This window comes from Aquabacterium sp. (assembly GCF_049317225.1).
Classification (GTDB): Bacteria; Pseudomonadota; Gammaproteobacteria; order Burkholderiales; family Burkholderiaceae_C; genus Aquabacterium.
Window position 1 is genome coordinate 97,451 of record NZ_JBMOIR010000006.1, and the last position, 23,744, is coordinate 121,194.

Annotated in this window: 22 protein-coding genes and 1 other RNA gene; 10 read left to right on the forward strand and 13 right to left on the reverse strand. The window is 60.1% G+C overall.

The genetic code is table 11. From position 1 onward, the window contains the following. Positions 1-60 precede the first annotated feature (60 nt). From ACOYNB_RS06585 to ACOYNB_RS06595, 3 genes are read left to right on the forward strand one after another with little or no spacing between them, the layout of a single operon-like run. Positions 61-1,344, forward strand: a complete 1,284-nt coding sequence (locus ACOYNB_RS06585; RefSeq protein ID WP_422838318.1) for a M48 family metallopeptidase — start codon at positions 61-63, stop codon at positions 1,342-1,344. Next, positions 1,341-2,306, forward strand: coding sequence for a ribosome small subunit-dependent GTPase A (rsgA, locus tag ACOYNB_RS06590; protein ID WP_422838319.1), 966 nt, complete (start codon positions 1,341-1,343; stop codon positions 2,304-2,306). The genes ACOYNB_RS06585 and rsgA overlap by 4 nt, the downstream gene beginning before the upstream one ends. 35 nt (positions 2,307-2,341) lie before the next feature. Further along, a complete protein-coding gene (locus tag ACOYNB_RS06595) occupies positions 2,342-2,605 on the forward strand; it encodes a hypothetical protein (RefSeq protein ID WP_422838320.1) in 264 nt (87 codons plus the stop codon). A gap of 85 nt (positions 2,606-2,690) precedes the next feature. Here the strand turns inward: ACOYNB_RS06595 and ACOYNB_RS06600 are convergent, their stop codons facing one another. The 7 genes from ACOYNB_RS06600 to ACOYNB_RS06630 all read right to left on the reverse strand — a co-directional run bounded on the left by ACOYNB_RS06600 (position 2,691) and on the right by ACOYNB_RS06630 (position 7,269). After that, positions 2,691-3,683, reverse strand: coding sequence for a CobD/CbiB family protein (locus tag ACOYNB_RS06600; RefSeq protein WP_422838321.1), 993 nt, complete (start codon positions 3,681-3,683; stop codon positions 2,691-2,693). Positions 3,684-3,738: 55 nt separating this feature from the next. Further along, on the reverse strand, positions 3,739-4,431 hold the full coding sequence (locus ACOYNB_RS06605; RefSeq protein WP_422838322.1) for a CoA pyrophosphatase: 693 nt from the start codon (positions 4,429-4,431) through the stop codon (positions 3,739-3,741). Between the two features lie 76 nt (positions 4,432-4,507). After that, positions 4,508-4,864 carry a 50S ribosomal protein L19 gene (gene rplS, locus ACOYNB_RS06610; protein ID WP_374256305.1) on the reverse strand — a complete coding sequence of 119 codons (357 nt, stop codon included), beginning with the start codon at positions 4,862-4,864 and terminating at the stop codon, positions 4,508-4,510. 94 nt (positions 4,865-4,958) lie between these two features. Then, on the reverse strand, positions 4,959-5,747 hold the full coding sequence (gene trmD, locus ACOYNB_RS06615; RefSeq protein ID WP_422838323.1) for a tRNA (guanosine(37)-N1)-methyltransferase TrmD: 789 nt from the start codon (positions 5,745-5,747) through the stop codon (positions 4,959-4,961). A 24-nt stretch (positions 5,748-5,771) separates the two neighbouring features. Next, positions 5,772-6,404, reverse strand: a complete 633-nt coding sequence (gene rimM, locus ACOYNB_RS06620) for a ribosome maturation factor RimM (protein WP_422838324.1) — start codon at positions 6,402-6,404, stop codon at positions 5,772-5,774. Between the two features lie 10 nt (positions 6,405-6,414). After that, entirely contained in the window at positions 6,415-6,675 is a 261-nt protein-coding gene (gene rpsP / locus ACOYNB_RS06625) for a 30S ribosomal protein S16 (protein WP_374256311.1), read from the reverse strand. A 219-nt stretch (positions 6,676-6,894) separates the two neighbouring features. Further along, the gene (locus tag ACOYNB_RS06630) at positions 6,895-7,269 is read right to left on the reverse strand and encodes a DMT family protein (protein ID WP_422838325.1); all 375 of its coding nucleotides are present in this window, start codon (positions 7,267-7,269) and stop codon (positions 6,895-6,897) included. Between the two features lie 109 nt (positions 7,270-7,378). Here ACOYNB_RS06630 and ACOYNB_RS06635 point away from each other — a divergent pair, with 109 nt between their 5' ends. The 7 genes from ACOYNB_RS06635 (at position 7,379) to ACOYNB_RS06665 (ending at position 16,020) form a co-directional block, all read left to right on the forward strand. Then, positions 7,379-8,500 (forward strand): AIR synthase-related protein, encoded by a 1,122-nt coding sequence (locus tag ACOYNB_RS06635; RefSeq protein ID WP_422838326.1) that lies wholly within the window; start codon positions 7,379-7,381, stop codon positions 8,498-8,500. A gap of 152 nt (positions 8,501-8,652) precedes the next feature. Further along, positions 8,653-9,798: a response regulator transcription factor gene (locus ACOYNB_RS06640; RefSeq protein ID WP_422838327.1), complete on the forward strand. Its 1,146-nt coding sequence runs from the start codon at positions 8,653-8,655 to the stop codon at positions 9,796-9,798. An 8-nt stretch (positions 9,799-9,806) separates the two neighbouring features. Further along, positions 9,807-12,503: an ATP-binding protein gene (locus ACOYNB_RS06645; protein WP_422838328.1), complete on the forward strand. Its 2,697-nt coding sequence runs from the start codon at positions 9,807-9,809 to the stop codon at positions 12,501-12,503. Positions 12,504-12,526: 23 nt separating this feature from the next. Beyond that, positions 12,527-12,624: signal recognition particle sRNA small type (gene ffs, locus ACOYNB_RS06650), an RNA gene on the forward strand. A gap of 91 nt (positions 12,625-12,715) precedes the next feature. Further along, positions 12,716-13,840: a 3-dehydroquinate synthase gene (gene aroB / locus ACOYNB_RS06655; RefSeq protein ID WP_422838329.1), complete on the forward strand. Its 1,125-nt coding sequence runs from the start codon at positions 12,716-12,718 to the stop codon at positions 13,838-13,840. A 15-nt stretch (positions 13,841-13,855) separates the two neighbouring features. After that, complete coding sequence (locus ACOYNB_RS06660; protein ID WP_422838330.1) at positions 13,856-14,983, forward strand: deoxyguanosinetriphosphate triphosphohydrolase; 1,128 nt, start codon at positions 13,856-13,858, stop codon at positions 14,981-14,983. Positions 14,984-14,985: 2 nt separating this feature from the next. Then, complete coding sequence (locus ACOYNB_RS06665) at positions 14,986-16,020, forward strand: glycosyltransferase (protein ID WP_422838331.1); 1,035 nt, start codon at positions 14,986-14,988, stop codon at positions 16,018-16,020. A gap of 15 nt (positions 16,021-16,035) precedes the next feature. Here the strand turns inward: ACOYNB_RS06665 and ACOYNB_RS06670 are convergent, their stop codons facing one another. The 6 genes from ACOYNB_RS06670 to ACOYNB_RS06695 all read right to left on the reverse strand — a co-directional run bounded on the left by ACOYNB_RS06670 (position 16,036) and on the right by ACOYNB_RS06695 (position 23,411). Continuing rightward, the gene (locus ACOYNB_RS06670; protein WP_422838332.1) at positions 16,036-16,779 is read right to left on the reverse strand and encodes an NTP transferase domain-containing protein; all 744 of its coding nucleotides are present in this window, start codon (positions 16,777-16,779) and stop codon (positions 16,036-16,038) included. Continuing rightward, the gene (locus ACOYNB_RS06675) at positions 16,776-17,396 is read right to left on the reverse strand and encodes an HAD family hydrolase (RefSeq protein ID WP_422838333.1); all 621 of its coding nucleotides are present in this window, start codon (positions 17,394-17,396) and stop codon (positions 16,776-16,778) included. Before ACOYNB_RS06675 ends, ACOYNB_RS06670 begins: the two co-directional genes overlap by 4 nt. Positions 17,397-17,413: 17 nt before the next feature. Beyond that, positions 17,414-18,640, reverse strand: coding sequence for a 2-phospho-L-lactate transferase CofD family protein (locus ACOYNB_RS06680; RefSeq protein WP_422838334.1), 1,227 nt, complete (start codon positions 18,638-18,640; stop codon positions 17,414-17,416). 16 nt (positions 18,641-18,656) lie between these two features. Further along, positions 18,657-19,844, reverse strand: a complete 1,188-nt coding sequence (locus tag ACOYNB_RS06685; RefSeq protein ID WP_422838335.1) for a glycosyltransferase family protein — start codon at positions 19,842-19,844, stop codon at positions 18,657-18,659. Positions 19,845-19,971: 127 nt separating this feature from the next. Beyond that, positions 19,972-21,444 (reverse strand): hypothetical protein, encoded by a 1,473-nt coding sequence (locus ACOYNB_RS06690; RefSeq protein WP_422838336.1) that lies wholly within the window; start codon positions 21,442-21,444, stop codon positions 19,972-19,974. After that, positions 21,441-23,411, reverse strand: coding sequence for a tetratricopeptide repeat protein (locus ACOYNB_RS06695; protein WP_422838337.1), 1,971 nt, complete (start codon positions 23,409-23,411; stop codon positions 21,441-21,443). Before ACOYNB_RS06695 ends, ACOYNB_RS06690 begins: the two co-directional genes overlap by 4 nt. Between the last annotated feature and the right edge of the window lie 333 nt (positions 23,412-23,744).

Sequence of the window (23,744 nt, forward strand, 5' to 3'; positions counted from 1 at the left end):
GACAAGGATTTGTCGCAACCAGAACGGGCCGATTGTGCGGGCAAACGTACACTTCGCACCATGCAATCCAGCTCTCTCACCCTGCTTTTTGCAACCTTCGTGGTTGCGTCCCTGCTGACCAAGCTGTGGCTTGATGGCCGCCAGACCCGCCACGTGGCGCGTCACCGCGATGCCGTCCCGCCCGCCTTCGCCCAAGACGTGATGCTGAGCGCCCACCAACGGGCCGCGGCGTACACCCTCGACAAGCTGAAGTTTGGCCTGATCAGCACCAGCGTGAGCACCGCTATCCTGATCGGCTGGACTTTGCTGGGCGGTCTGGACCTGCTCAACACCGTCGTGCGTGAAGCCGTTCTGCCACGCTGGGGGGCGCTGCCCTACCAGCTGGCCTTGTTGGGCGCATTTGCCCTCATCGGCGCCGTCCTGGAGTGGCCGCTGGAGGCCTGGAACACCTTCAAGCTGGAACAACGCCACGGTTTCAACCGCATGACCTGGGGCATGTGGGTGGGCGATCAGGTCAAACAGATCCTGCTCACCTTGGTGCTGGGCGCCCCCCTGGCCGCGCTCATCCTGTGGATCATGGGCACAGCGGGGCCGCAATGGTGGTTGTGGGCGTGGGGTGCCTGGGTCAGCTTCACGCTGTTGCTGATGGTGATCTTTCCCATCTTCATCGCCCCCTTGTTCAACAAGTTCACCCCACTGGAAGACCTGGCTCTGATTGAACGCGTGAATGCGCTGATGGCCCGTTGCGGCTTCACCGCCAAGGGCTTCTTCGTGATGGATGGCAGCCGCCGCTCGGCCCATGCCAACGCCTATTTCACCGGTCTGGGCGCGGCCAAGCGCGTCGTGTTTTTCGACACCTTGCTGAGCAAACTCACCCACGGTGAAGTCGAAGCCGTACTGGCCCATGAACTCGGCCACTTCAAGCACCGCCATGTGCTCAAGCGCATGGTGATGATGTTCGTCATGAGCCTGCTGGGCTTTGCGCTGCTGGGCTGGCTGACGCAACAGATGTTCTTCTACACCGGCCTGGGTGTGCGCCCCAACCTGAGTGCCCCCAACGATGCCGTGGCCCTGCTGCTCTTCATGCTGACCCTGCCCCCCTTCATGTTCTTTGTCTCACCGGTGTTCGCTTACCTCTCGCGCCGCGACGAATATGAAGCCGACGCGTACGCCTGCGCGCAATCCAGCGGGCAGGATCTGTCTCAGGCGCTCATCAAGCTGTACAAAGACAACTCAGCCACCCTGACGCCCGACCCCGTGTACGTGAGCTTTTACTACTCTCACCCCCCTGCCCTAGAGCGACTGAGCGCCATGCAACAGCTCACCCAAGCGGCCACAGCATGAAGCGCCACGGCCACAACGCGCCCCAGCGGCGCCCGAACAAGTCCCGTGACGTCGACACCAGTCAGTGCCACGAGGGGCTGGTGGTGTCCACCCACGGCCGACACGTGGTGGTCGAATCGTCCGACGGTGAGCGGCTGATCTGCCACCCCCGCGGCAAGAAAAGCGAAGCCGTGGTCGGCGACCGTGTGCACTGGCAACACACCCTGGAAGGCGGCGACGAAGGCCTGATCGTTCAGGTGCAAGAGCGCCGCAACTTGCTCTATCGCCAAGACGAGTGGCGCAGCAAATCCTTCGCAGCCAACCTCGATCAGATGCTGATGTGGATTGCCGTCGAGCCCGTGTTCAGCGAAGCACAGCTCACTCGTGCCCTGCTGGCGGCCAAATCTGCCGACATCCCCGCCACCATCGTGCTCAACAAGGTTGACCTGCCCGGCGCGCCCGCTGCCCGCGAGCGCCTCGCGCCCTACAAGGCCATGGGCTACCCCGTGGTCGAGTTGTCGCTGAAGTCCGATACCGAGGTGGCCCGCGAGCAGGTCATGCCCTTGCTGGAAGGCAAAGCTACGCTGGTACTGGGGCCGTCCGGCTCTGGCAAGAGCACGCTGATCAACACCCTGTTGCCCCACGCCCGTGCCGAGGTGGGTGAGATCTCCCAAGCGCTGAACTCGGGCCGGCACACCACCACCACCAGCCTCTGGTATTGGCTGGACGACAGCCATCACAGCGCCATCATCGACTCGCCAGGCTTCCAGGAATTCGGGCTGCACCACATTGCCCCCACCGATTTGGCACGCTGGATGCCAGACATCGCCGCGCACATGAACGATTGCCGCTTCCACAACTGCACGCACCGGCAAGAGCCGGGCTGCGCGGTGCAAGCTGCCGTCGAACGAGGCGAAATCAGCCCCATTCGACTGAGTCTGTACACCGATCTGTTTGACGAACTCAGCCGCCCGCGCTGGTGAGCCACCTCATCTGAACAAGCAACTCTTCTGACACCATGACCGATCGCCTTGCCGACCTGCCCGCCACGCTCGAAGCCTACCAACAAGGCAGCATGCCCTTGCCTGATCTGGTCTGGGCCTGGCGCGACGCTGCCCATGGCCACGAGCCCGCCCTGCCCCAGCGCTACCTCGATGTGCTGGAGCGGGTGTTGAACCAAATGGAAAGTGCCGCGCTGTTCACCGAGGAAAGCTGCTCGTTCAGCCAGTCCGACATGGTCGGTGCGCTGGCAGACTGGCTGAGCCGGGCGCGCGCACTCTGAGCCACACGGCATCGCCCTCACCGGGCGACTGAAAAGCAAAAGGGCCGGATCATCCGGCCCTTGTTTCGTCTGCGTAGTGATCTGCTCAGCCGATGAGGTTGGCCAAGGACAGCAGCGCCAGCAGCAACATCCACAGCACCACCGAACGCCAGATCAAACCCACCACGCTGCGCAGGTGGGCCATTTGCGGCTCGGCGCCCGCAGTGCTGCCTTCGGCCTCAATCACTTCGGCGTCTTCACCCCGACTCAGGGTACGGCTCACATCGGGGCCGTCCACCGTCGGCGCCACTTGACCGCCCAAACGGACCCCCAGTGCCCCGGCGGCCGCCGACAAGATCGTGCCCTCGTTCGGACGCACCCACAACACCGCATGACGGCGCCAAGCGTCCACCGCATCTTCAAAGTTGCCCACCACGGCAAAACCAAATGCCGTCAGACGCGCCGGCACATAGTCCAACCAGGCAAACAAGGTTTGCGACAGGTTCATCAGGCGATCATGCGTGGCCGCTCCGGTCACCTGGCTGCGATACGACCAATAGCGGCTGGCAAATTCAGCCATGCGATACAAGATGGCACCCGCTGGCCCCAGTCCAACGGTCGACAAAGCCACAAACCAGAAGAAAACCCCAAACACGTGGCGGTGTGCGGCCAGCAGCGAATACTCCAGCACGTGACGCAGGATTTCGGTGCGGGGCAGTTCGCTGGCATCCAGATGACGCCAATGTGCCAGCAACTCACGCGCACGGTCTTCCCGACCGGCCTCGAGGGCATCACGGATGTCGGTAAAGTGGTGACTGAACTGCCGAAAGCCCAAGGTGAAATACAGCACGATCACATCCAGCAACAAGGCCAATACCGTGCTGTAACGATTCACCAAGGCATACACCACACCCATCAGCACCGCAGGTGCCGCGACCGTGATGGCCCACACCACCCGAGCATGCACCGGGGCACCGGCATCGAAGTTGCGACCGGCCCAACGCACCCAGCCCGACAACAAGTCATGGATGGGGTTCTGGTTGGCAAGGGGTTTGAGCTGTTCGACCAGCAAAGCGAACAGCACGGCAAAGAAGCTCATATGCAGATGATAGCTGCCTCGTCAGGCCCACACAGGCGGAATTGCGCAGAGCCTCTCATGCGGAGAGGAAGCGGTACAAATTACGCAACATCGCAGCCGTGGCACCCCAGATGAAGTACGGCTCCGTGCGCCCGGGTGCCGTCCAGGGCATGGCAAAAAACTCGGCCTGCCGATCCCCTACCGTGAACGCCCGCCGTTGGTGGTGCCGTGGGTCCATCAAAAAATCCAGCGGCACCTCGAAGGCTTCCGCAACCTCCCCCGGATCGGGCTGCAAGGCTAACCCCTGCTGCTCATGGGCCTCGGGCGTGATCAAACCCACCACGGGCGTGACCAGAAAGCCTGTGATCGTCGTGTAGGTGGGCATTTGACCCAAAATGCGCACCCGATCTGGCGCCAAGCCGGTCTCTTCCTGCGCCTCTCGCAAGGCCGTGGCTTCGGGGCTGCCGTCATCCGGCTCGCTGCGTCCACCCGGAAAGCTGATTTGCCCCGCGTGCTTGCTCAGGTGAGAGGTCCGCTGCGTGAGCAGCACCGTGGGCCGTGGCCGCATCACCAAGGGGATCAGCACCGCAGCGGGCGTGCTGCCCTGCACAGGCAATGCACGGTCCACCCGGACCTCAGGCGTCCACACCGGAGGCTGCAGGAAACGCTGCACCAACGCATCTCGGCGCCAAGCCTCGGCAGAGACCGCCGGAAGGTGCACGTCATGGCCCAGCAAATCGGCCGCATGGGGATCAAATATCAAAGCCATGGTGCCACCATAACAAAACAAAAGCCGCCTGGCTTTCGCAACAGGCGGCTTGGGAAGGCTGTTAACCGAGCGGGGCTCAGGCCAGCTTTTCCTTGATACGTGCAGACTTGCCGCTGCGCTGACGCAGGTAGTACAGCTTGGCACGACGGACATCACCACGACGCTTGACTTCGATCGAAGCGATCAGCGGGCTGTACAGTTGGAACGTACGCTCAACGCCTTCGCCGCTGGAGATCTTGCGGACGATGAAGCTGGAGTTCAGACCGCGGTTACGCTTGGCGATCACGACGCCTTCGTAAGCCTGAACGCGCTTACGGGTACCTTCAACCACGTTCACGCTGACGATCACGGTGTCGCCAGGGGCGAACGAAGGGATGTTCTTGTTCAGACGAGCAATTTCTTCTTGCTCGAGCTGTTGAATGATGTTGGCCATCAAAAGCTCCTTGATGATCTTGCCCGCGCTCAAAATCGGTCGACATGACCGGGATGAAAGAATACAGCCGGGTAGAGGATCGGAAAACCGCAGATTATAGCGTGAGTTGAGACAAAAAGTCTTCGTCTTTTTTCGATAGTTCGCCACGAGCTCGCGCAGCGTCGATCAATTCAGGACGACGACGGGCCGTGATGGCCAGTTGTTGCTCCCGGCGCCAGCGGGCAATCTTCGCGTGATGTCCCGACAACAGCACATCCGGCACCGCCGCCTCGCCCCCCGGTTCGTCGCCTTGTGCGGGCACGCTCAGCACCTCCGGGCGACTGTAGTGCGGACAATCCAGCAAACCATCCGAGAAACTGTCTTGCTCGTGGGAGGCCGCGTCATGCAGCACACCAGGCTGCAATCGAGCCACCGCATCCATCAGGGTCAAGGCAGGCAGTTCACCGCCTGACAGCACGTAATCCCCCAAGCTGACCTCTTCGTCCACATGGGCATCAATGAATCGCTGATCGATGCCTTCGTAACGACCGCACAACAGGACCGCACCCGGCCCTTCGGCCAATTGCTGGACACGTTGTTGTGTGAGCGGCTTGCCCGCCGGACTGAACAGGATCACCGGCAAACGCGGGGCGCCACCGGCCGACTGATCCGCCCGGATGGCACGCATGCAGCGCACCAAGGGCTCGACCAGCATCACCATGCCAGGCCCGCCACCAAATGGACGGTCATCCACACGACGGTACATGCCTTCAGCGTGATCCCGCAGCGGCCACAACCGCACGTCCACAGCACGCGACTCAAACGCGCGACGCGTCACACCCACCGTCTGAAACGGGGCGAACAATTCGGGAAAGAGAGTGATGACGTCGAAGCGAACGGCCATGATCGGACCCGTTCAACGCCGGGCTCAGTAATCGAGGCCCCAGTTGGCCACGATGCGCTTGTCGGCCAGACTGACGCTGTCGATGTACGCAGAAACAAAAGGAATGAGTCGCTCGGTGCCCTCTGCCTCGCAACGCAACACGCAGTTGGGGCCGGTCTCGATCAGATCCACCACTTGACCGAGGGCTTCACCCTCGCGGTTGACCACAGCCAGACCAATGAGGTCCACCCAGTAAAACTCATCACTGTCGGGAGTCGGGAAGGCGGAACGCGACACAAAAATGCGCGAGCCCTTCAACGCCTCAGCGGCATTGCGATCGTCCAGACCTTCTGCAGTCACCACGATCACATCGCCCTGCTCTCGCGCTTGTTTGACCTTGAGGAAACGAGGCGCAGACAAACGAGGAGGCACTTTGCTAGCAGCAGGCTTGGCAGCCTCTGCCACACCAGGCTTGGTCACTGCACCGGCAGCCGCTTCGGCTGGACGCAAGAACCACTTCTTGGTGCAAAAGAGCGCCTGAGGGTCGGCCGAGAAAGGTTGAACCTTGAGCCCGCCTTTGACACCCCAGGCGTCAACGATGCGCCCGACTTCTACCGCATCCTCGGGCCAGACGACTCCGTCTTCCAGCACCGGCGACTGTGTCGAGCGATCGTTCATGCAGCTTCAATCAAGCAGCAGGAGCGGCAGCCTTCTGGGCCAGACCGATCAGGCGGTTCACGGCGTCGGAAGGTTGAGCACCGTTCTTCACCCATGCGTCAACGCGATCCAGCGACAGGCGCAGGGTTTCAGCGTTGCCAGAAGCCACGGGGTTGTAGAAACCCACGCGCTCCAGGAAGCGACCGTCACGACGGTTCTTCTGTTCAGCGACGACGATGTTGTAGAAAGGGCGCTTCTTGGAGCCGCCACGTGCGAGTCGAATCACGACCATGATGTGTCCTTCAAATGGTGTTGAGCGGCTGATCTCCCCGGGAGACACTCAGGGTTAAACAGCCATAGGCCGAACAGGCACTCACCCGCTCAGACCGCGATCCGCCCCGCCTAGATACGCGTTGGTCCACTCTCACGCAGGTGAAAGCACCCAACTCGGGCCGGAAAACCGCGGATTATAGAGCCAAGTCGATCGCTTTGTGCAGCTTTTGCCTGAGCCTCAAGCTCGAAACATGAAATACGCCGCCCCGACCAGGCACAACGCTGCCCACACATAGTCCAGCTTGAAGGGCTGCCCAAGGTAAAACACGGCGAACGGCACAAACACGCTCAGGCTGATCACCTCCTGCATGACCTTGAGTTGTCCCACATTGAGCGACTGCGCGCCGATACGGTTGGCGGGCACCTGCAGCAAGTATTCAAACAGCGCGATACCCCAACTGACGAGCGCAGCCACGAACCACGGCTTGCTGGCCATGTTTTTGAGGTGGCCGTACCACGCAAAGGTCATGAACACATTGGACGCCACCAGCAACAGCGCGGTTTGCAGCGGGATGGGCAAGGCAGACGAAAGGCTGGAGAAGAGGCTGTTCATGGAGCACAGTCTATGTAACCTTGCACACACCTTGCCAAGAGGGGGCGACATCCGCTCGCCCATACCGGATAATCCCGGGTTTTGCGAACCCTCAGCTTACCGACGCGCCATGACCACGCCCACCCAACCGAACGCGCCCCTCACCTATGACCAGGCCGGTGTCAACTACGACCTGATCGACCCGCTGAAGGTCGCTGCCCAGCGCGCCGCCGCTGAAACGGGGGCCAACCTGGCCAGCCACGGCTTCTCGGAAGTGCTGGCCTCGCGCGGCGAATCGGCCTATGTGGTGGACGTGGGCCCGATGTACCTGGCTTCGATCGTGGAATGCCTGGGCACCAAGACCCTGGTGGCCGACGAGATGGCCACGCTGACGGGCAAGAGCTATTACGACGGCATTGCGCAAGACACGATTGCCATGGCCGTGAACGACCTGATCACCGTCGGCGCCACCCCGCTGGTGGTGCAGGCTTATTGGGCTGCCGGCGGCTCGGACTGGTTCGGCGACAAGATCCGCGCCAATGCACTGGTCGCGGGCTGGAAGAAGGCCTGCGAAATCTGCAATGTGGCCTGGGGCGGTGGTGAAACACCCGCACTGGCCGGCATCGTGGCAGACAACCGTGTCGACCTGGCCGCATCGTGCACCGGCATCATCAGCCCGAAGGAGCGCCTGTCGGTGGGCGACAAGCTGGGCGCAGGCGATGCCATCGTGCTGCTGGCCTCCAGCGGCATCCACGCCAACGGCCTGTCGCTGGCCCGCAAGCTGGCCGAGCGCCTGCCCAAGGGTTACCTGACCGACGTCGGCAACGGGCAGACCTACGGTGAAGCCCTGCTGGCCCCCACGGTGCTGTACTCCCCCGTGACCGAAGCCTTGGCCAAGGAAGGCATCATTCCTCACTACTGCGCAAACGTGACCGGTCACGGCTGGCGCAAGCTGCTGCGTCACCCCAAGGCACTGACCTACCGCATCACCGCCCTGCCAGACAAGACGCCCGTGCTGGCATTCATGCAACAGGAATGTGGCCTGGACGATCACGAAGCCTATGGCACCCTGAACATGGGCGCGGGCTTTGCCTTGTACGTGGCGGCCGATCAGGCGCAGCGCGTGGTCGAAGTGGCACAAGGTCTGGGCATTCCTGCGTTGGTAGCCGGCCGCGTGGAAGAGGGTCCCAAGCAGGTGGTCATCGAGCCCCTGAACGTCACCTACGGCGCAGAAGAACTGCAACTGCGCTGAACACTGGGCAGCGGGGCACAAGCCGTGTCCCGCATGTGTTCAGTACTCAATTTTTGCCAGGAATCGCCGATAAGGTCGCTAGGGAGCTTCAGGCCCTCTTTGGACACCATGAATGGTCCTGAGAGGTTTTTTGCCTGAAACAGAAGCAGGCCATGAATCGAGCCAAGATCCTGATTGCAGACGACGATGAATTGACCCTGGAAATGCTGGATGCAGCACTCCAGGATCATTACGACGTGTGCACCGTGACGGGCGGACGCCCCGCTGTTGAGAACGTGCAGCAAGACACCTTTGATCTGGTCTTGCTGGATGTGGACATGCCTGAGATGGATGGCTATGAAGCCTGCGAGTCCATCAAGGGCCAGTTCCCAGACCTGCCCGTGATATTCCTGTCCGCACGCGTCAACATCGACGAGCGACTTCGCGGCTACCGGGTCGGCGCGGATGATTACCTGACCAAGCCATTCGATGTGGCGGAATTGACCGCCAAGATTGAGCGTGCGGTCGAGCAACGCGCACGCCATCAAGCCTTGAACGGACAGTTCGAGGAGGCCATGAACACCGTCTTGAGTACGGCAGACATGTATGGCGAAGTGGGGCTGGTGCTGGAGTTTCAGCGGCAACTTTCCAGTTGCCATAGTTATCCCGAACTGGCCAACGCCTTCTTCAACTCGCTGGAGCGATTGGGGTTTGATGGCTGCCTGCGGCTATCTGGCCGCCAAGGCGTCTTGTCTCGCACGGCGCGAGCCGAATGCAGCGCCCTGGAGAATTCGATCCTTGATCACATCGAGGTGAAGAACGGCGTCAGCATTCAGCCCGTCGGTACAGACAACACCAGCTACAAGTACGGCAATGTGATCATGCTGGTGCGCAAACTGCCCCAGGCGCCCGATCCCAACCAATACAGCAGTGAAGAAATTGACCGTTTGGCGCGCGCGCGTGACAACGTCGCCCTGATGGCAGAAGGGCTACTCGCCCGGCTGCAATCCCTGGATGTTGAAAGCGAAAAGACTGACCTTGAGCACACGCAAAGACTTGTCGACCTCACCCGCGACACACTGGTGGACATTTCGGCGCAGCAACACGCCATTCGCGTTCAACTCGAACAAATCCTCCAGCACATGCATGCAGAAGTCGAAGAGTCGTTCATTCACCTTGGACTGAGCGAAACGCAGGAGGAGACACTCTCCAACACATTGCGTCGGCACATTAATCAAGCCATGAGCGTCTTTGACCAAAGCAACCAGATTGATCAGCACATGGCTCGACTGATCGCCAAACTGGCGTCCAACGGCTAATCGCCCAGATGAGTGCGCCCACGGCAAACCACGCCGACGCTCCCCCCACGCTTGAGCACGTTCGCTCAGGGCTGAAAGATGCGCTGACTGCGACCGTCACGTCTGTCTTGGTGGTGGCTGCTCTGGGCGGCATCTTCCTGAACATCGCACTGGCATTCATTCCGCATCAGTCGGACGAAGTGCGCATTGCGCGGATGGGGAGCGGCCTGCTGCTGACACTGATTGCCCTCGGGGCACTCGTGACCAAGCGATACCTGGGCATCCGGCGAGCCATCGCCTTCTTTGGCATTGCCGTGTATGTGCTGATCGTCGGCATCAGCATTTACTTGGGGTCAGGGGTCGGCTCCTCTGCGGCGGTCGTCCCAGCATGCCTCATCGTGGTCGCCGGCTTTGTACTGAGTGCCAGAGCCGCCATCTGGACCACACGTGTGGCCGTACTGGGAAGCCTGGCGCTGTTCGGGCTGGAATTCGGCGGGTGGATCAAAGGCATCAGCCAGGGGGCGGCGCCGCCGTCGCTGTCTTACGCAGTGGTTCAGGTCATCGTGTTCATGACCATCGGAACCGTGATTGCGCACTTCAGCCGGTTGTTCTGGAATGCGATGACCACGATTGAGCAAGCTCGCATGGAGCTTGAAAAAAAAGTGGAGATGCAGGATCAGACACAAGCCCGCTTGCTGGCCAGTGAGCGAGCCCTGATCGAACACAGAGAGCAACTGGAAGAGCTGGTGCTGGAACGCACCGAACGGTTGGCCCTGCAGCAGCAACACCTGCAAACCATCATCGAAGCCATGCCCCTGAGCATGAGCATCCGCGGACTGGACAATCGCTATCAGCTTTGCAACAGGGTGTTTGCGGGCTTGGCAGGGTCCAGCATGGACAAGCTGATTGGCCAGCGCGTGGAAGATGTGTTCGCACCCGCGGTGGCCGAGCAAATCATCAAGCACGATCACGAACTGCTGAGTGGCACCCCGCTGCTGCGTTACGAAATCGCCAATTTCTTGCCGGATGGTTCACGCAAAGATTACCTGACCACATCCATTACCCTGCCAGATCGCGATGGCAACCCCGCTGCCATCATGTCACTGACCGTCGACATTTCCGAGCAAAACGCCCTGTTGCGAGAATTGGCAGCGTCCAAGGTCGAGGCGGAGCAACTGGCCAAGGTCAAGAGCTCGTTCCTCGTGAACATGAGTCACGAGATCCGTACGCCCCTGCATGGCGTCCTGGGTCTGGCGCAACTGGGTCTGAACTTGCCACCATGCGATCCCCAGGTGAAAACGGTGTTGGAGCGCATCAGTCACTCTGGCAAGCATTTGCTTGGCGTCATCAACGACATCCTTGACTTCACCAAGATTGAAGCTGGCAAACTGCTAATTGAGCACACCCCCCTGTCACCGCAAGAACTGGCAGAAGACGCAATCGCCGTGATCGCCGAGCGGGCTCGTGACAAGGGGCTGGCACTGACCCTGCATTGCGAAGCAGCACCTCAAGCTGTGATGGGTGATCCGCTCCGCATCAATCAGATCTTGATCAACCTCTTGTCCAACGCGGTGAAGTTCACCGAGCAGGGCGAAGTTTCACTGACCATTTCTGCCAACGAGCGGCAACTGCGCTTTGCGGTCAAAGACACTGGCATTGGGATGCACCCTGACGCCCAGGCACGTGTGTTTGAGCCTTTTGAACAGGCGGACGGCTCCACATCGCGTCGGTATGGTGGCACGGGCTTGGGCCTGAGCATCAGCAAGCAATTGGCGCAATTGATGGGCGGCACCATTGAACTGGTGAGCGCGCTGGCAGAGGGCGCAACCTTCACGTTGTGCATCCCGCTGGAATTGGCCAATGCCCCAGCACCCACCGCCACGCCGCTGGCGGCCAAGGAGCAAGGGCCACGCCTGCGGGGCTTGCACATCTTGGCTGCCGATGATGTGGAGATCAACCGCGACATCGTGGCCACGCTGCTGGAGCAAGAAGGGGCCATCGTCGACTGCGTGGAAGATGGCAAGCGCACGGTCGAATTGCTGAAACAGCATGGCAAGGGTCATTACGACATCGTGCTGATGGATGTGCAAATGCCCGTGATGAACGGCTTGCAGGCCACTGAGTTGCTGCAGATGCGTGATCCGGACCTGCCCGTGGTGGCACTGACTGCACACGCCATGCCGGAAGAAACCCAGCGCTGCAAAGATGCCGGCATGATCGACCATCTGCCCAAGCCATTCGAGCCAGAGGATGTCATCCGCATGGTATTGAAGTGGTCACGCAGCAGAGCACAAGACACGATCAGCGGTGCACTGGATGAGGTCCCACCGCATTCCGAGCCCGCCGCCCGCGTGCTCGCATCGACACCGACAGTCACCGACTCCCCCCTGCTGGATATCCCCGCCGCACTGGCACGTTGCGCGGGCAAGGACGCCTTGCTGCGCAAGTTGTTGGGACGGTTCCACGACGAACAGCGCCTGTCCTTGCCCAATTGGGCGACATGGGTCGCACAAGATCCTGAGTTAGCGCGTCGACAAGCTCACACGATCAAGGGCTCGGCAGGCAACTTGGGTATGGCTGCGCTGTCCACACAAGCTGGCGTGCTGGAGGAAGCCTTGGTCCTGCGCGATGCCGTCCAGATTAGCTCGGCACTCCATCAGTTCCAGGCGGCGTTACAAACCCATCTGGAAGCACTGGCAGTGTGGTTGGCCGCCGACAAGTCGTAAGTACTTCGCGTACAATCGACGTTGACGGGCCTCCCTGCATGGGGGCGCGGCCAACCGGGTCAGGTCGGGAACGAAGCAGCCCTAACCGTTAGCCAACAGTGCCAGGTCAAGGCTCGTCACCTTATTTTGTTTGATGCCCCACGCGTCGCGGCTGGGACCGGACTTCCGCGAAGTTCGGGGCGCCACGCCTCTCTTTCAGCGACGGTCTATTCATGGCATCGACTCCCCTCTCTCCCGCGACAGCTCCCAGCGCCGGCCACACCACGGTCGCCATCGACTTGGGTGATCGCAGCTACGACATCCTGATCGGTGAGGGGTTGCTGCAAGAAGCGGCAACATTCGCTGGCCTGCCCAAATCATCCAAGGGCCTGATCGTCACCAACACCACCGTTGGCCCGCTGTACACAGCCCGTCTCCGCGAAGCCATTGCGCCCTTGCACAAAGAAGTGCTGGACGTTGAATTGCCAGATGGCGAACAGTACAAGGACTGGCCTGCACTGAACCAGATTTTCACCAAACTGCTGGAAGAAGCCGCCGACCGCAAGACCGTGTTGTATGCACTGGGCGGCGGCGTGGTAGGTGACATGACCGGCTTTGCCGCGGCCTGCTACATGCGCGGTGTCCCTTTTGTGCAAGTCCCCACCACCCTGCTGGCCCAGGTGGATTCGAGCGTGGGTGGCAAAACCGCCATCAACCACCCCGCCGGCAAGAACATGATCGGTGCGTTTTACCAGCCTCAGCGGGTGATTTGCGACTTGGTGACGCTCGATACCCTGCCCCAGCGCGAACTGCTGGCTGGTTTGGCTGAAGTCATCAAGTACGGCCCCATCGCCGATGCCGAGTTCCTGACCTGGCTGGAAGTCAACATGGATCGCCTGCTGGCCCGCGACCGCCAAGCGTTGAAACACGCCATCAAGCGCTCCTGCGAAATCAAGGCGTGGGTGGTGGGCCAGGACGAGAAGGAGTCGGGACTGCGCGCCATCCTGAACTACGGCCACACCTTTGGGCACGCCATCGAGGCAGGCTTGGGTTATGGCGAGTGGTTGCACGGTGAAGCGGTCGGCTGCGGCATGGTCATGGCTGCAGACCTGTCTGCACGCCTGGGATTGATCGATGCCGCCACTGCGACACGCATCACGGCCCTGATCGAACGCACAGGCCTGCCCACCAAGGGCCCCAATCTCGGCGCCGACCGCTATCTGGAATTGATGCAGGTCGACAAAAAGGCCGAGGGCGGAGAAATTCGCTTCGTGGTAATCGGGCCGCTGGGGCAAGCCGGCATGCGCCCAGCACCCGAGTCTGTGGTGCGCGACGTGATCGCCGCACATACCTGCTGATCCAGTCGACAGCCCATGACACTCGCTCCCTTCGCCAGCCATTCAGCGCAGACAAGGGGGCGCCGCTTCCCCGAGTCACCCGCCCCCACCCGCAGTGACTTCCAGCGCGACCGAGATCGGATCGTGCACTGCACGGCCTTCCGCAGATTGGTTTACAAGACGCAGGTCTTTCTCAACCACGAGGGCGACTTGTTTCGCACACGGTTGACCCACTCTTTGGAAGTTGCGCAGCTCGGCCGGTCCATTGCACGCTCACTGGGCCTCAACGAGGACCTGGTCGAAGCCGTGGCACTGGCTCACGATCTGGGCCACACGCCATTTGGGCACGCTGGTCAGGATGTCCTCAACGAATGCATGCAGACCCACGGCGGGTTCGAGCACAACCTGCAGTCGCTGCGTGTGGTGGATGAACTGGAAGAGCGCTACCCCGCTTACAACGGCCTCAATCTGGCGTTCGAAACGCGAGAAGGCATTCTCAAACACTGCTCTCGCAAGCACGCAGAGATGCTGGACGCCCGCGAGCCCGGTGGCGTGGGCCGACGCTTTCTGGATGGCACGCAACCCAGCCTTGAAGCACAGTTGTGCAACCTGGCCGATGAAATTGCCTACAACGCACACGACATTGATGACGGAGTCCGGTCAGGACTGATCACGATGACTCAACTGGAGGCCGTGCCCTTGTTCACTCGATTCCGGGACGAGGCCCTGTCCGAGTATCCGAACCTCCAGGGTCGCCGCTTGCTGTTCGACACCATCCGCCGCATGCTCTCGCAACAGGTGTACGACGTGATTGACGCCACCCGAGCCAACCTCGATCAGCATCGGCCCACATCGGCCGACGAGGCGCGTCAGTGCCCACCCCTTGTGCGATTCAGTCAGCCCATGCGCGAAGCCAGTACGGCACTGAAGCGTTTTCTGTTCAAAGAGTTGTATCGCCATCCGCAGGTGAATGAAACCACCGCCAAAGCCAAGCAGGTGCTGTCGGAGTTGTTTGCCGCCTATGTCGAACAGCCATCGGCCATGCGCGACGACTTCGCGCGCCGCGACGACCTGCATCGCGCCGTAGCGGACTACATCGCTGGCATGACAGACCGCTTTGCCGTGCGCGAGCACGAGCGGCTGACTGGGCGGAAGGTGTTTTGACGATGACTGCCTCCCACGGTCGTTTCAAGACGGCGCTGGTCATGATTGCGCGCAATGAGGCCCGCCTCATCTCGGCCGTGCTGCACAGCATGAAGCCATGGGTGGATGAGATGATCGTGCTCGACACCGGGTCCACCGATGACACCGTCGTGCTCGCGAAGACGGCAGGCGCTCGCGTGGCCCACTTCACTTGGGTCAACGACTTTTCGGCCGCACGCAATGCGGCACTGGATCTGAGCGACGCGGACTGGAACATCATCGTGGATGCCGACGAAGTCCTTCAGCACGGTGGCGAACAATTGCTGGACCTGCGTGAGCGGCAACCCGACTTCGTGGGACGGGTGGAGGTGTGTAGCGGCTATGGTGCAACAGGCACCTCAGGTTCGTCGCAGGAGGCATCCAGTTGGTTGCCTCGTGTGCTGCCCCACAGCGTCCGCTTTGAAGGTCGGATTCACGAGCAGCCATCTTCCACGCTGCCCAAGCGCAATCTGCCCATCCGATTCGACCACGATGGCTACCTGCCAGAGCAGATGCGTACCAAGGGCGACCGCAACCGCCAGTTACTTGAACTGGCCGTACAGCAAGCCCCTCACAACGCCTATTTGCACTACCAGTTGGGCAAGGACCATGAAGTGCACGACCGCTTTGAGCCAGCCTTGACAGCTTACGACCAGGCGCTGTCGTTGCTGCCCCCGGAGACAAGCCGTGAACCCAGTTGGCGCCACGACCTGGTGTTGCGCCGACTGTTCACGCTCAAGGCATTGGGCCATCTGTCTGAAGCGGTGCAATACGCCGAGACAGAAATGCCCACCTGGCCTGATTCGCCCGACTTTTACTTTGTCTTGGGCGATGTGTTGCTGGACTTCGTTGTGGCCAACCCGGAACAAGCCGGGCACTTGGTCCCCATGATTCGTCAAGCTTGGGAACGCTGCGTGGCGATCGGCGAGAACCCATCGCTGGAGGGCGCTGTGCATGGACGAGGCAGCGTGCTCGCCCGTCAGAACCTCAACCTGCTGGATCAGCTACTGGGAAGCTGATCCTCTTTTGCGAACTCACAGATAGTCGCGAATGTCACTCAGGCTGTTGAGCGATACCAGATCCATGTCGGTGGCCACAGGAATGGCCTCCACCTTGTAGCCCTTCGCCACAAGGTGGCCGATCAGGTACAGGAAGCCATGCTCACCCGTGTGGCCGCCCCACTTGCCTGGCAGCTCGTCTTGCAGCAACGACATGACGGCCTCCTTGCGAAACAGGAAGAGCCCCATCTCACGTTCGCCATGCGCTTGCTTCTCACTGCCGGCCTCGCGCGTTTCGACAACGCCCCTCACCTGCCCCTGCGCATCGCGCGTAACGATGGTGTACGGCTCATCAACGACCCGCGTCACGAAGGTGAAATCATTGACATGTGTCCGATGCACGCGCACCATCTCGCTGATCGTTTCCGCTTGCACAAACGGGATATCACCCCAGACCAGAATCACATGCTCGACGCAGGCATAGGCGGGTGAATCCTTGAAAAAGGACACCGCATGCCCCATGCCCCGGGGCTCGGGCTGCACCACGAGGTGTGCCGTATAGCCCCCCAACTGAAGGCTGGCGGCCACATCCGCTTGACCACCTGGACTGACCACCACCGTGGGCTGCGGATCATGGGGCCTCAACACATCCAGCAAACGCCAGAGAATGGGTTTGCCCTGTATGGGGTACAGCGTCTTGGGGTAAGGCAAGCCTGCCCGCGTGCCGCGACCCGCAGCCACAATCAACGCCCCGATCTTGTCCCGCTGTGTCTCGCTCATTTCAGATCCTTCAACAACGCAGTCCAAGTGTCAGTTTCGATTTTGATCGTCGCGATGCCCGCTTGATGGGCCGCTGTCAGCCCGGCCGCCGAGTCCTCGAACACCAGCGCGCGATCTGCAGACACGCCCACCATGTCCAAGGCCTTCAGAAAGCCCTCAGGTGACGGCTTGGCATGTGCCACGTCGTCCGCGCAGATCAAGGGGTTAAACAAATCGGTGTGTCCCAACTTGTTCAAACCCAGTGAGACGGTTCCGCGTGACCCCGAAGTCACCATGGCCAATCGGTGGGTGCGAGCAACGCGCTGGAGAAAGTCACCCGCCCCTGGCAAGGCCTGCAGGTTGCTGGCCATGAGGGTTCGCACCAAACCTTGCTTGGCTTGAACGAGTGACTGGACCTCGTCCTCGCGCAACATCACGCCCGCACGCTCAGCGCAAAACCGCACCGCATCTGCGGTCTTCAGTCCTGCGATGTCGGGGTAGTGAACCGCAAGTCCTTTGCCAGACAGCGCTTGCGTGAATGCCTGTGCATGCAGGGGCGAGGTGTCCGCGATCGTGCCATCAAAGTCAAAGATCAGCAGTTGCCTGGACTGCAGCAGACGCATCAAGGCCGAGGACATATCACCTCACCCGCGCATCAATGCATCCCGCCAAACGGCACGGTGCGTTCATCATGCAAGCTCATCACGAGTTGCGTGACCTTGTCACCATCATGTCGACCCTTGGCATCGAGGTTCTCGAACACATCCACGATGCGACGTACAGGCACGTCCTGGAAGCCGGCTTCATCGTAATCAACGTAGTTCTCCCCCTCGCCAGACTGGTTGACCAGCACGCAGTCAAACAACTCGTGCATGCCGTAAAAGCGCGCATCCGAGAGGTTGAGGTACTTGTGTGCGCCTTTGATGTAGTCGGAGGCGTGGTACGACGGTGTCTCGTAGTCGGCGCCGATATTGGTCACAAAGACCTTCAGTGCATGCTTGTTGTCTGCGATATTGCGCGCAATACCCGAAGACATGTAAGTGGGATACAGCGATGAGTGCTGCGTCCCTGCTGCGTAAATGATGATGTCGGCTTGCTGAAGGGCCAACTCGACCTTGGGCGATGCCGGCACGCGACAGTGGTGCCGCTCCAGGTAATAACGCTTCTCTGCGGCCGACAGCGTCTCGAAGCGGGCCTTGTCCAAGGACTCATCGAGCAGGTAGACGCGCTCCACACGCACGCTGGAACGCAACTCGACAATCTCTGCCTCGCTGTAGAGAATCTCACCGTTCTCGCGCAAGGCAACCAGTTTCTTGTCTTCGATGCTGGTGGGCAGAACCGTCCCCTTGAGCTTGAACAAGCGATCGATGAACAGCGTGGCCAACTCAATGTTGCGCTGGAAGACCAGGAACGCACCAGCATAGATGCAGTTCATGATGGAGCAGTCTGCGAACTTCAGTTGCTCACCCCGGATCTTTTCGATCACGTTCAACCCGGCCAGGAACTCACTGACGAACGAGCGCAATGCTGACCGAATCTTGGCTTGCTGAAATTGGATGTGCAGCAGCTTGTCGGTTTCCCCGCTGGCAAACGCGTTGAGTTGCGCCAGAACAGTCTCCCGCTGCGCGTCATCAGGAAAGCGGTAGCTGAAGACTTCGCAGTTGGCTGCGTAGTCCGGATCATCCTCTGGCAGCATCAACTCCTGCACTTTACGGAGATCGGAAGGGCCCAGCATGCCGAAAAACTTGCGGATTTCACCCGTCGACTTGCCATCGTCATAAGCATTCACGATCGACGTGACATGCAGACCTTGCCGACGCAGCAGCGCAGGGATCAAAGTTCCAGCGCCCCGCCCACCGTTGATGACGACCACGTTCAACATACGAAACTCCGAATCCTCAATTGAACAAGCGCGTGCCTTGCGACAAGGTGATCCAGTGCGCCGCGCGTGCAGACCAACTGTGTGCCGTCAGCACCTCAGCACGAGGCACATTCATCCGGGGCGTGGGATCCAGAATGCCATGCGCCTCCACAAGCTCACCCAGGTTGGGCTTGTTCGCGTTGTAAGTCACCACCAACTCTGATGGCAGCTGAGCCTCTGGCAAGGCTTCATTGGTATTGGTCAGGGACACAGCGCCCAGTGCACAGGCCGTGTACACGCGATCATGAACACCAGCCTCCCAGTTGGGATCGAAGTTCAGCAACCCACGGTAATGCGGCATGAGTCGGGCAATGTCCTGGTGCTTGACTTGACCAAAATAGCGGAAGCCGTCGATATCACCGAGCAATTCCTTCCAGCCGAACCCGAAGAAATCCACAGCGTGCCCCGCCAGACTCTTCATGGCTTCGATGCGCTTGTTGCGCTTGATCCATGAGTCAACGGCGATGATGAGTGAAAGATTCGACAAGGCCTCTTTCGCATGCCAGCCAAAGTGCTCACACAAGGTCAAGGCAGGAATTTGCTTGGCATCTGCCGCGAAGAGTCGGTCTGTCAGTTCATCACGACGCTGCGCGACGCCAACATTGAAGCGCGCGAACAAGTCCGCCAGTGATTCGTGTGCGGGACTGAACCCCAGCTCACTGCCCACCGTCCCCACCACGCACAGCTTGTTCTGCGTTTCGGCTTGCTCAACAGGGGTATTGAGTTGAGAGAAGTGCCCAAACGGCATGTAGTCCCAGCGCACGCCCAGGCTGGGGCCCAGCCACTGCGCATAGCCTCGCTCGGGTGACGCAAAGCCCAGTCGATGATCGGCCTGCGCTGCAACGATGTACTCGGACATGGCCGGGACGCGTGCCATGTCATAAATGATGGCATCCAGGAAGTACATGGTGACCGGCCCATGGGTGCACTCCCAAAGGCGCTTGTTGCCCACCCTGCAAGACAATGGGGGGCTGCCCAAGGACATGATCCCGGAGATCATGTCTGGCGACATACGGGCCATCTTGTCAGCATCGCGCGGGAGGCAACATGCGACCGCATGCAAACCCTGGCAACTCAAGCCAAAGGCAATGCGTTCGGCCACGCTTTCAACCACATTCAGAGGGTGGTCAAAGGCCACGACAAGATAGACAGGGTTGGTGCTCATGTGAAGACCCACAGACAATAGGCTGCAATGCGCTCACATTAGCGGACCTGGCACATGGCCAATCCCGGAAACAAACCGTTGAATCAACGCCTATTGAACCCGACTCAATCCGCAACCGCCAAGGCGATCACATCAAGTCAAGGTCTTCTGGCAATCCAAAGTCTGCTCGCTTGACCCGCGCATGCGTGCGCTCCTGGAGCGTCGTCTCCACTTTGGTCAGAACCAGTCGCATGTACGACGCGGACTCGGCCTGGCAAGGCTGCATGCGTTCATCCAGGTAGCTCATGCTGCCCACGCTAAATCGGTGCTCAAGCCAATCCATGTGCCAGAACCAATCCGTGTAGTGCAGCCACGAGCGTTCATTGAAGGCGCGCACATTCTCGGGGTCCTGCCAGGCGGCCTTCGCTTTTTCATGCGGCACATCGACCAGAAGCTGCCCCCCCACTTTGAGCAGGGTCAGGCAGTTGCTCATCAACAGTCGAATGTCTCGTGTCTTGGCCAGCACACCACTGGCCTTGATGACCGACACCGACTCAGGCGCCAGTTGCACAGGACCGGCGTAGCTGGTCTCAAAGCACAAAGGCCAGTCAATCTGCTCACTGAGATCCAACAAGGCATCGGGTTGTGTCGAGACGGTGCGATCCAGATTCAGAACACCCGGGATGTATTCGTCCCCGGCACTCAGATTGATCCCCTCCGGCGACCACGCCTCTTGGGGACGTCTTGCCTGATGGGTCGGACCATATCCGACGGCAAATGCCAGCACATCTGCATAGGACTCGATCGGGTCAAACGCCTTGAAGTTGTCGAGCTGACGCTGTGCGGCTTCGAAATAGGCTGGGGTACCAAACACCTCGGAGAAGAACGGCACCAGTGTGTCGCCATTGACCCAGAACACGCTGTCTTCATAGGCGGGGTGCGGCCCCGACATCGGCAACCGCTCCGACACCAGAGGTGTTCCCAGCGACAGACAAAGCGATGCACGCGCCTGCTCGAATCGACTGGATTCGTAAAAGTGCGCATTGAAGACGCATTTGGCTTGCTGAATGAACAGATCCCGCTCGGGCCCATACAGCGGTGCATCAAACATCGCGACACGGGCGCCGGTCGATTCAATCTGGTCCAGCATCACCTTGCGCCGCTCGTTGAGGCTGCCGATGAACAGCACATCAATCGGGCGATCGGCCAGCGGAATCAGGTCAGCTCGCTGAAGATACGGCGCATGCAGGATGGGAACAATCGGCACATCGTCCACATGAGGCGTGTAAGCCGGCACATTGCGTTCGTCATAGTCCACGACGGCTGACGAACCCAGCAAAGACATGTAGTCCGGCGTGACGTTGGCGCCACCCGCACCCAATTGCTCCAGGTTCACGAAGATGCAGGTGTAGCGTTGGCGCAAGCCCGGATCAAATCCAAGGTGCGCACCAAAGATCACATTGACTGCATCATGGCGCAAGCGATTCTTCGCCAGTGTGACCTCAGCACCCATGCGTCGAAACTGGTGCCTGAAGTACCGCGCCTGATCAAGAAAGCCCAGAGAGTGGATGTAGCCTGCGGGCTGAACAATGCACACATGGATCGTCGGCAGTGTCGTCATACTGGTTCTTTCTCTGCGGGCAGCGAAGCGGGAGGAAGGCCTTGATCCACGCGCTCCACCATGCGCTGCATCAAGTGCCCCAGATCTGAGGCAAAGCGCGAGCTGTCAAACAAGGGGGCGCTGTCTCGTGCATCCAGCAATGCCTGGCGCATTGCCGCTCGGAGCTCAGTCTCCTGAGCCAAAGCCACTGCCTTGTTCTCGTACTCGGTAAAGTTCTGGCAAATGAGTTCTGGCAACCCCACGGCGGACAGCAAGCTGCCTGCAACGCGTGAGGCAAAGGTCTGCCCCATCAGGCTCACAACCGGCACACCCGACCACAATGTGTCGCTGGTGGTCGTGTGCCCCCCGCATGGGAACGTATCGAGCGCCAAGTCAGCCAAAGCAATGCGTTGACGATGCCGGTCAATCTGCTCGAAATCGGCAAAGTACAGCCGATCCGGCGAAATGCCGCGTCGCGCTGCCTCCAGCCGCAAGCGCTGACGCACAGCATCATCCGGCACCAGCAACCACAAGACCCCAGCGGGTACCCGCTGCAAGATGCGGCACCACGAATCAAACAATTCGCGCGTGATCTTGTAGGACTGGTTGAAGCAAGCCATGACGATGGCATCTGGCGGCAAGCCGCACTCGTGTCTCGTGCGAGTGACCTCACGGTGTCGGCTGCTGTCATTAGGCTGATAGCAAATCGGCATTTGCGCAATGTGCTCCGTGTATGCCGACTGAGACGACAAAGGGGTCACCATCGGGTCACCGATGATGTAATCAATGAAGGGAGCGCCACAGGTTCCTGGATAGCCCAGCCATGCGACCTGAATGGGCGCAGGCCGAAAAGCAAATGTCGCCAGGCGCGTGTCCTGCGTAAAGCCCTTCAATTCAAACAGCACGTCGATGCCATCTGCTCGAATGCGGTCGGCCTGCTCTCTCGGCAGCATCTTGGCGCACTCTACAAAGTGATCTGCTGAAGCCACCACACGCCGACGAAGCGCACTCCCATCATCCGGACCGTGCGAATACAGGAACACCTCGAACTTCTGCCTGTCCAGTCGCTCCAGCACCTCGACCAACAGCATGCTGGTTGCGTGGTGATGGAAGTCGCATGACACCATGCCGACCTTGATCCGAGCCTGCGTATCACGCTTGGGATAGTGACCTGGGTCCTGCGGATGGATATGACGATAACGCCTCATGTCCCACATCGCCATCCATTTCTGCAGTTCCGGATCATCCGAAATGGACAGCAGACAGAACGGACTGATGGGCTCCGTGACGGATGCTTCCGTCAGCAAATCCATGGTGTCGGCCAACCGACCTTTGTCGTGATCCACCATGTCCCAGTCACATGCCCACGCACTGTAGTGCACCGCGTACATGGCCACATCCAGGGCTGTGGGATCCAGCACGGCCAACGTTCTGAAGCACTCCGCGGCTTGTGCGTGCTGGCGCAATTTCATGAGGCTGAAGCCCAACTGGCTGTAGGCCTCCTTGTCGTCGTGCTTGATCTGCAGCGCATTCAAGAAATGCGAAATCGCCTCTTGATGCTTGCCCATCTCTGCCAGACAGGCACCGGTCAACACATGGTGCCGTTCATCTCGCGTCACATCCGGTGGCAGTGCATTCAACACTGCCAGCGCCTCGGCAGGATCCTTCTGATCTCGATAGAGTTGAACCAACAAATGGTTGGTTACCAGGTTTGCCGGATCCAGCTTCAGTGAGGTGCGTGCAGCATCCATTGCTTCCGCACGCTGCCCCAGCTTGTTCAATGCGTGCGCCAGATTCAACCAGTACAGCGCGTCATGGGGCTCCAGTTTCACAGCCTCTTTGAATGAGGCGCATGCTTTGAGCCACTTCCCTGCCTTCTTGTAGGCAAGGCCATCGCTCCACAACTGATGTGCGCGCTTCGCATTTGAAGTCGATGCAGAAACACCCCCCCTTGAATGAGGGATCAAGTTTCGCGAGGCACGCGCCATGTCATTTCTCCTTCAAGTGTGCGATCAAGTGACCGATAAGGGGTTGCCGGTTCAGTCAGTGATCCGCGCCCTGCCGACTCTAGGTGACTGGTGTTGCAGCAAGGCTCGAATAAGACAGGCAAAGCCGGCACAGATTGCGACGCACCACATTTGCAAAAGTTGTCAAGCACCAGCCCTAAAGTTTTCGTGAGGTGCTCCCGATAACAGGTTCAACGAGCTAGCAAATGCGTGTTCGTGGTCCGGTTAGCCGGCCAATGGCTCAACAAGGCAATCGCCATTGATCCCTGAGGTTGACTAACGCCGGATGGCCATCAGGCCGCTCGCGTCTGCTTG

What these genes read in the sequence shown, in the direction of transcription:
- rimM (WP_422838324.1), bottom strand. Translation starts at nt 6,404, where the DNA reads ATGAACGATCGCTCGACACAGTCGCCGGTGCTGGAAGACGGAGTCGTC.
- ACOYNB_RS06675 (WP_422838333.1), bottom strand. Translation starts at nt 17,396, where the DNA reads ATGTCCTCGGCCTTGATGCGTCTGCTGCAGTCCAGGCAACTGCTGATC.
- rplS (WP_374256305.1), bottom strand. Translation starts at nt 4,864, where the DNA reads ATGGCCAACATCATTCAACAGCTCGAGCAAGAAGAAATTGCTCGTCTG.
- ACOYNB_RS06605 (WP_422838322.1), bottom strand. Translation starts at nt 4,431, where the DNA reads ATGGCTTTGATATTTGATCCCCATGCGGCCGATTTGCTGGGCCATGAC.
- ACOYNB_RS06640 (WP_422838327.1), top strand. Translation starts at nt 8,653, where the DNA reads ATGAATCGAGCCAAGATCCTGATTGCAGACGACGATGAATTGACCCTG.
- ACOYNB_RS06685 (WP_422838335.1), bottom strand. Translation starts at nt 19,844, where the DNA reads ATGAGCACCAACCCTGTCTATCTTGTCGTGGCCTTTGACCACCCTCTG.
- trmD (WP_422838323.1), bottom strand. Translation starts at nt 5,747, where the DNA reads ATGGCCGTTCGCTTCGACGTCATCACTCTCTTTCCCGAATTGTTCGCC.
- ACOYNB_RS06645 (WP_422838328.1), top strand. Translation starts at nt 9,807, where the DNA reads ATGAGTGCGCCCACGGCAAACCACGCCGACGCTCCCCCCACGCTTGAG.
- ACOYNB_RS06690 (WP_422838336.1), bottom strand. Translation starts at nt 21,444, where the DNA reads ATGACGACACTGCCGACGATCCATGTGTGCATTGTTCAGCCCGCAGGC.
- ACOYNB_RS06695 (WP_422838337.1), bottom strand. Translation starts at nt 23,411, where the DNA reads ATGGCGCGTGCCTCGCGAAACTTGATCCCTCATTCAAGGGGGGGTGTT.
- rpsP (WP_374256311.1), bottom strand. Translation starts at nt 6,675, where the DNA reads ATGGTCGTGATTCGACTCGCACGTGGCGGCTCCAAGAAGCGCCCTTTC.
- ACOYNB_RS06680 (WP_422838334.1), bottom strand. Translation starts at nt 18,640, where the DNA reads ATGTTGAACGTGGTCGTCATCAACGGTGGGCGGGGCGCTGGAACTTTG.
- ACOYNB_RS06595 (WP_422838320.1), top strand. Translation starts at nt 2,342, where the DNA reads ATGACCGATCGCCTTGCCGACCTGCCCGCCACGCTCGAAGCCTACCAA.
- ACOYNB_RS06660 (WP_422838330.1), top strand. Translation starts at nt 13,856, where the DNA reads ATGACACTCGCTCCCTTCGCCAGCCATTCAGCGCAGACAAGGGGGCGC.
- ACOYNB_RS06600 (WP_422838321.1), bottom strand. Translation starts at nt 3,683, where the DNA reads ATGAGCTTCTTTGCCGTGCTGTTCGCTTTGCTGGTCGAACAGCTCAAA.
- ACOYNB_RS06670 (WP_422838332.1), bottom strand. Translation starts at nt 16,779, where the DNA reads ATGAGCGAGACACAGCGGGACAAGATCGGGGCGTTGATTGTGGCTGCG.
- ACOYNB_RS06585 (WP_422838318.1), top strand. Translation starts at nt 61, where the DNA reads ATGCAATCCAGCTCTCTCACCCTGCTTTTTGCAACCTTCGTGGTTGCG.
- ACOYNB_RS06665 (WP_422838331.1), top strand. Translation starts at nt 14,986, where the DNA reads ATGACTGCCTCCCACGGTCGTTTCAAGACGGCGCTGGTCATGATTGCG.
- aroB (WP_422838329.1), top strand. Translation starts at nt 12,716, where the DNA reads ATGGCATCGACTCCCCTCTCTCCCGCGACAGCTCCCAGCGCCGGCCAC.
- rsgA (WP_422838319.1), top strand. Translation starts at nt 1,341, where the DNA reads ATGAAGCGCCACGGCCACAACGCGCCCCAGCGGCGCCCGAACAAGTCC.
- ACOYNB_RS06630 (WP_422838325.1), bottom strand. Translation starts at nt 7,269, where the DNA reads ATGAACAGCCTCTTCTCCAGCCTTTCGTCTGCCTTGCCCATCCCGCTG.
- ACOYNB_RS06635 (WP_422838326.1), top strand. Translation starts at nt 7,379, where the DNA reads ATGACCACGCCCACCCAACCGAACGCGCCCCTCACCTATGACCAGGCC.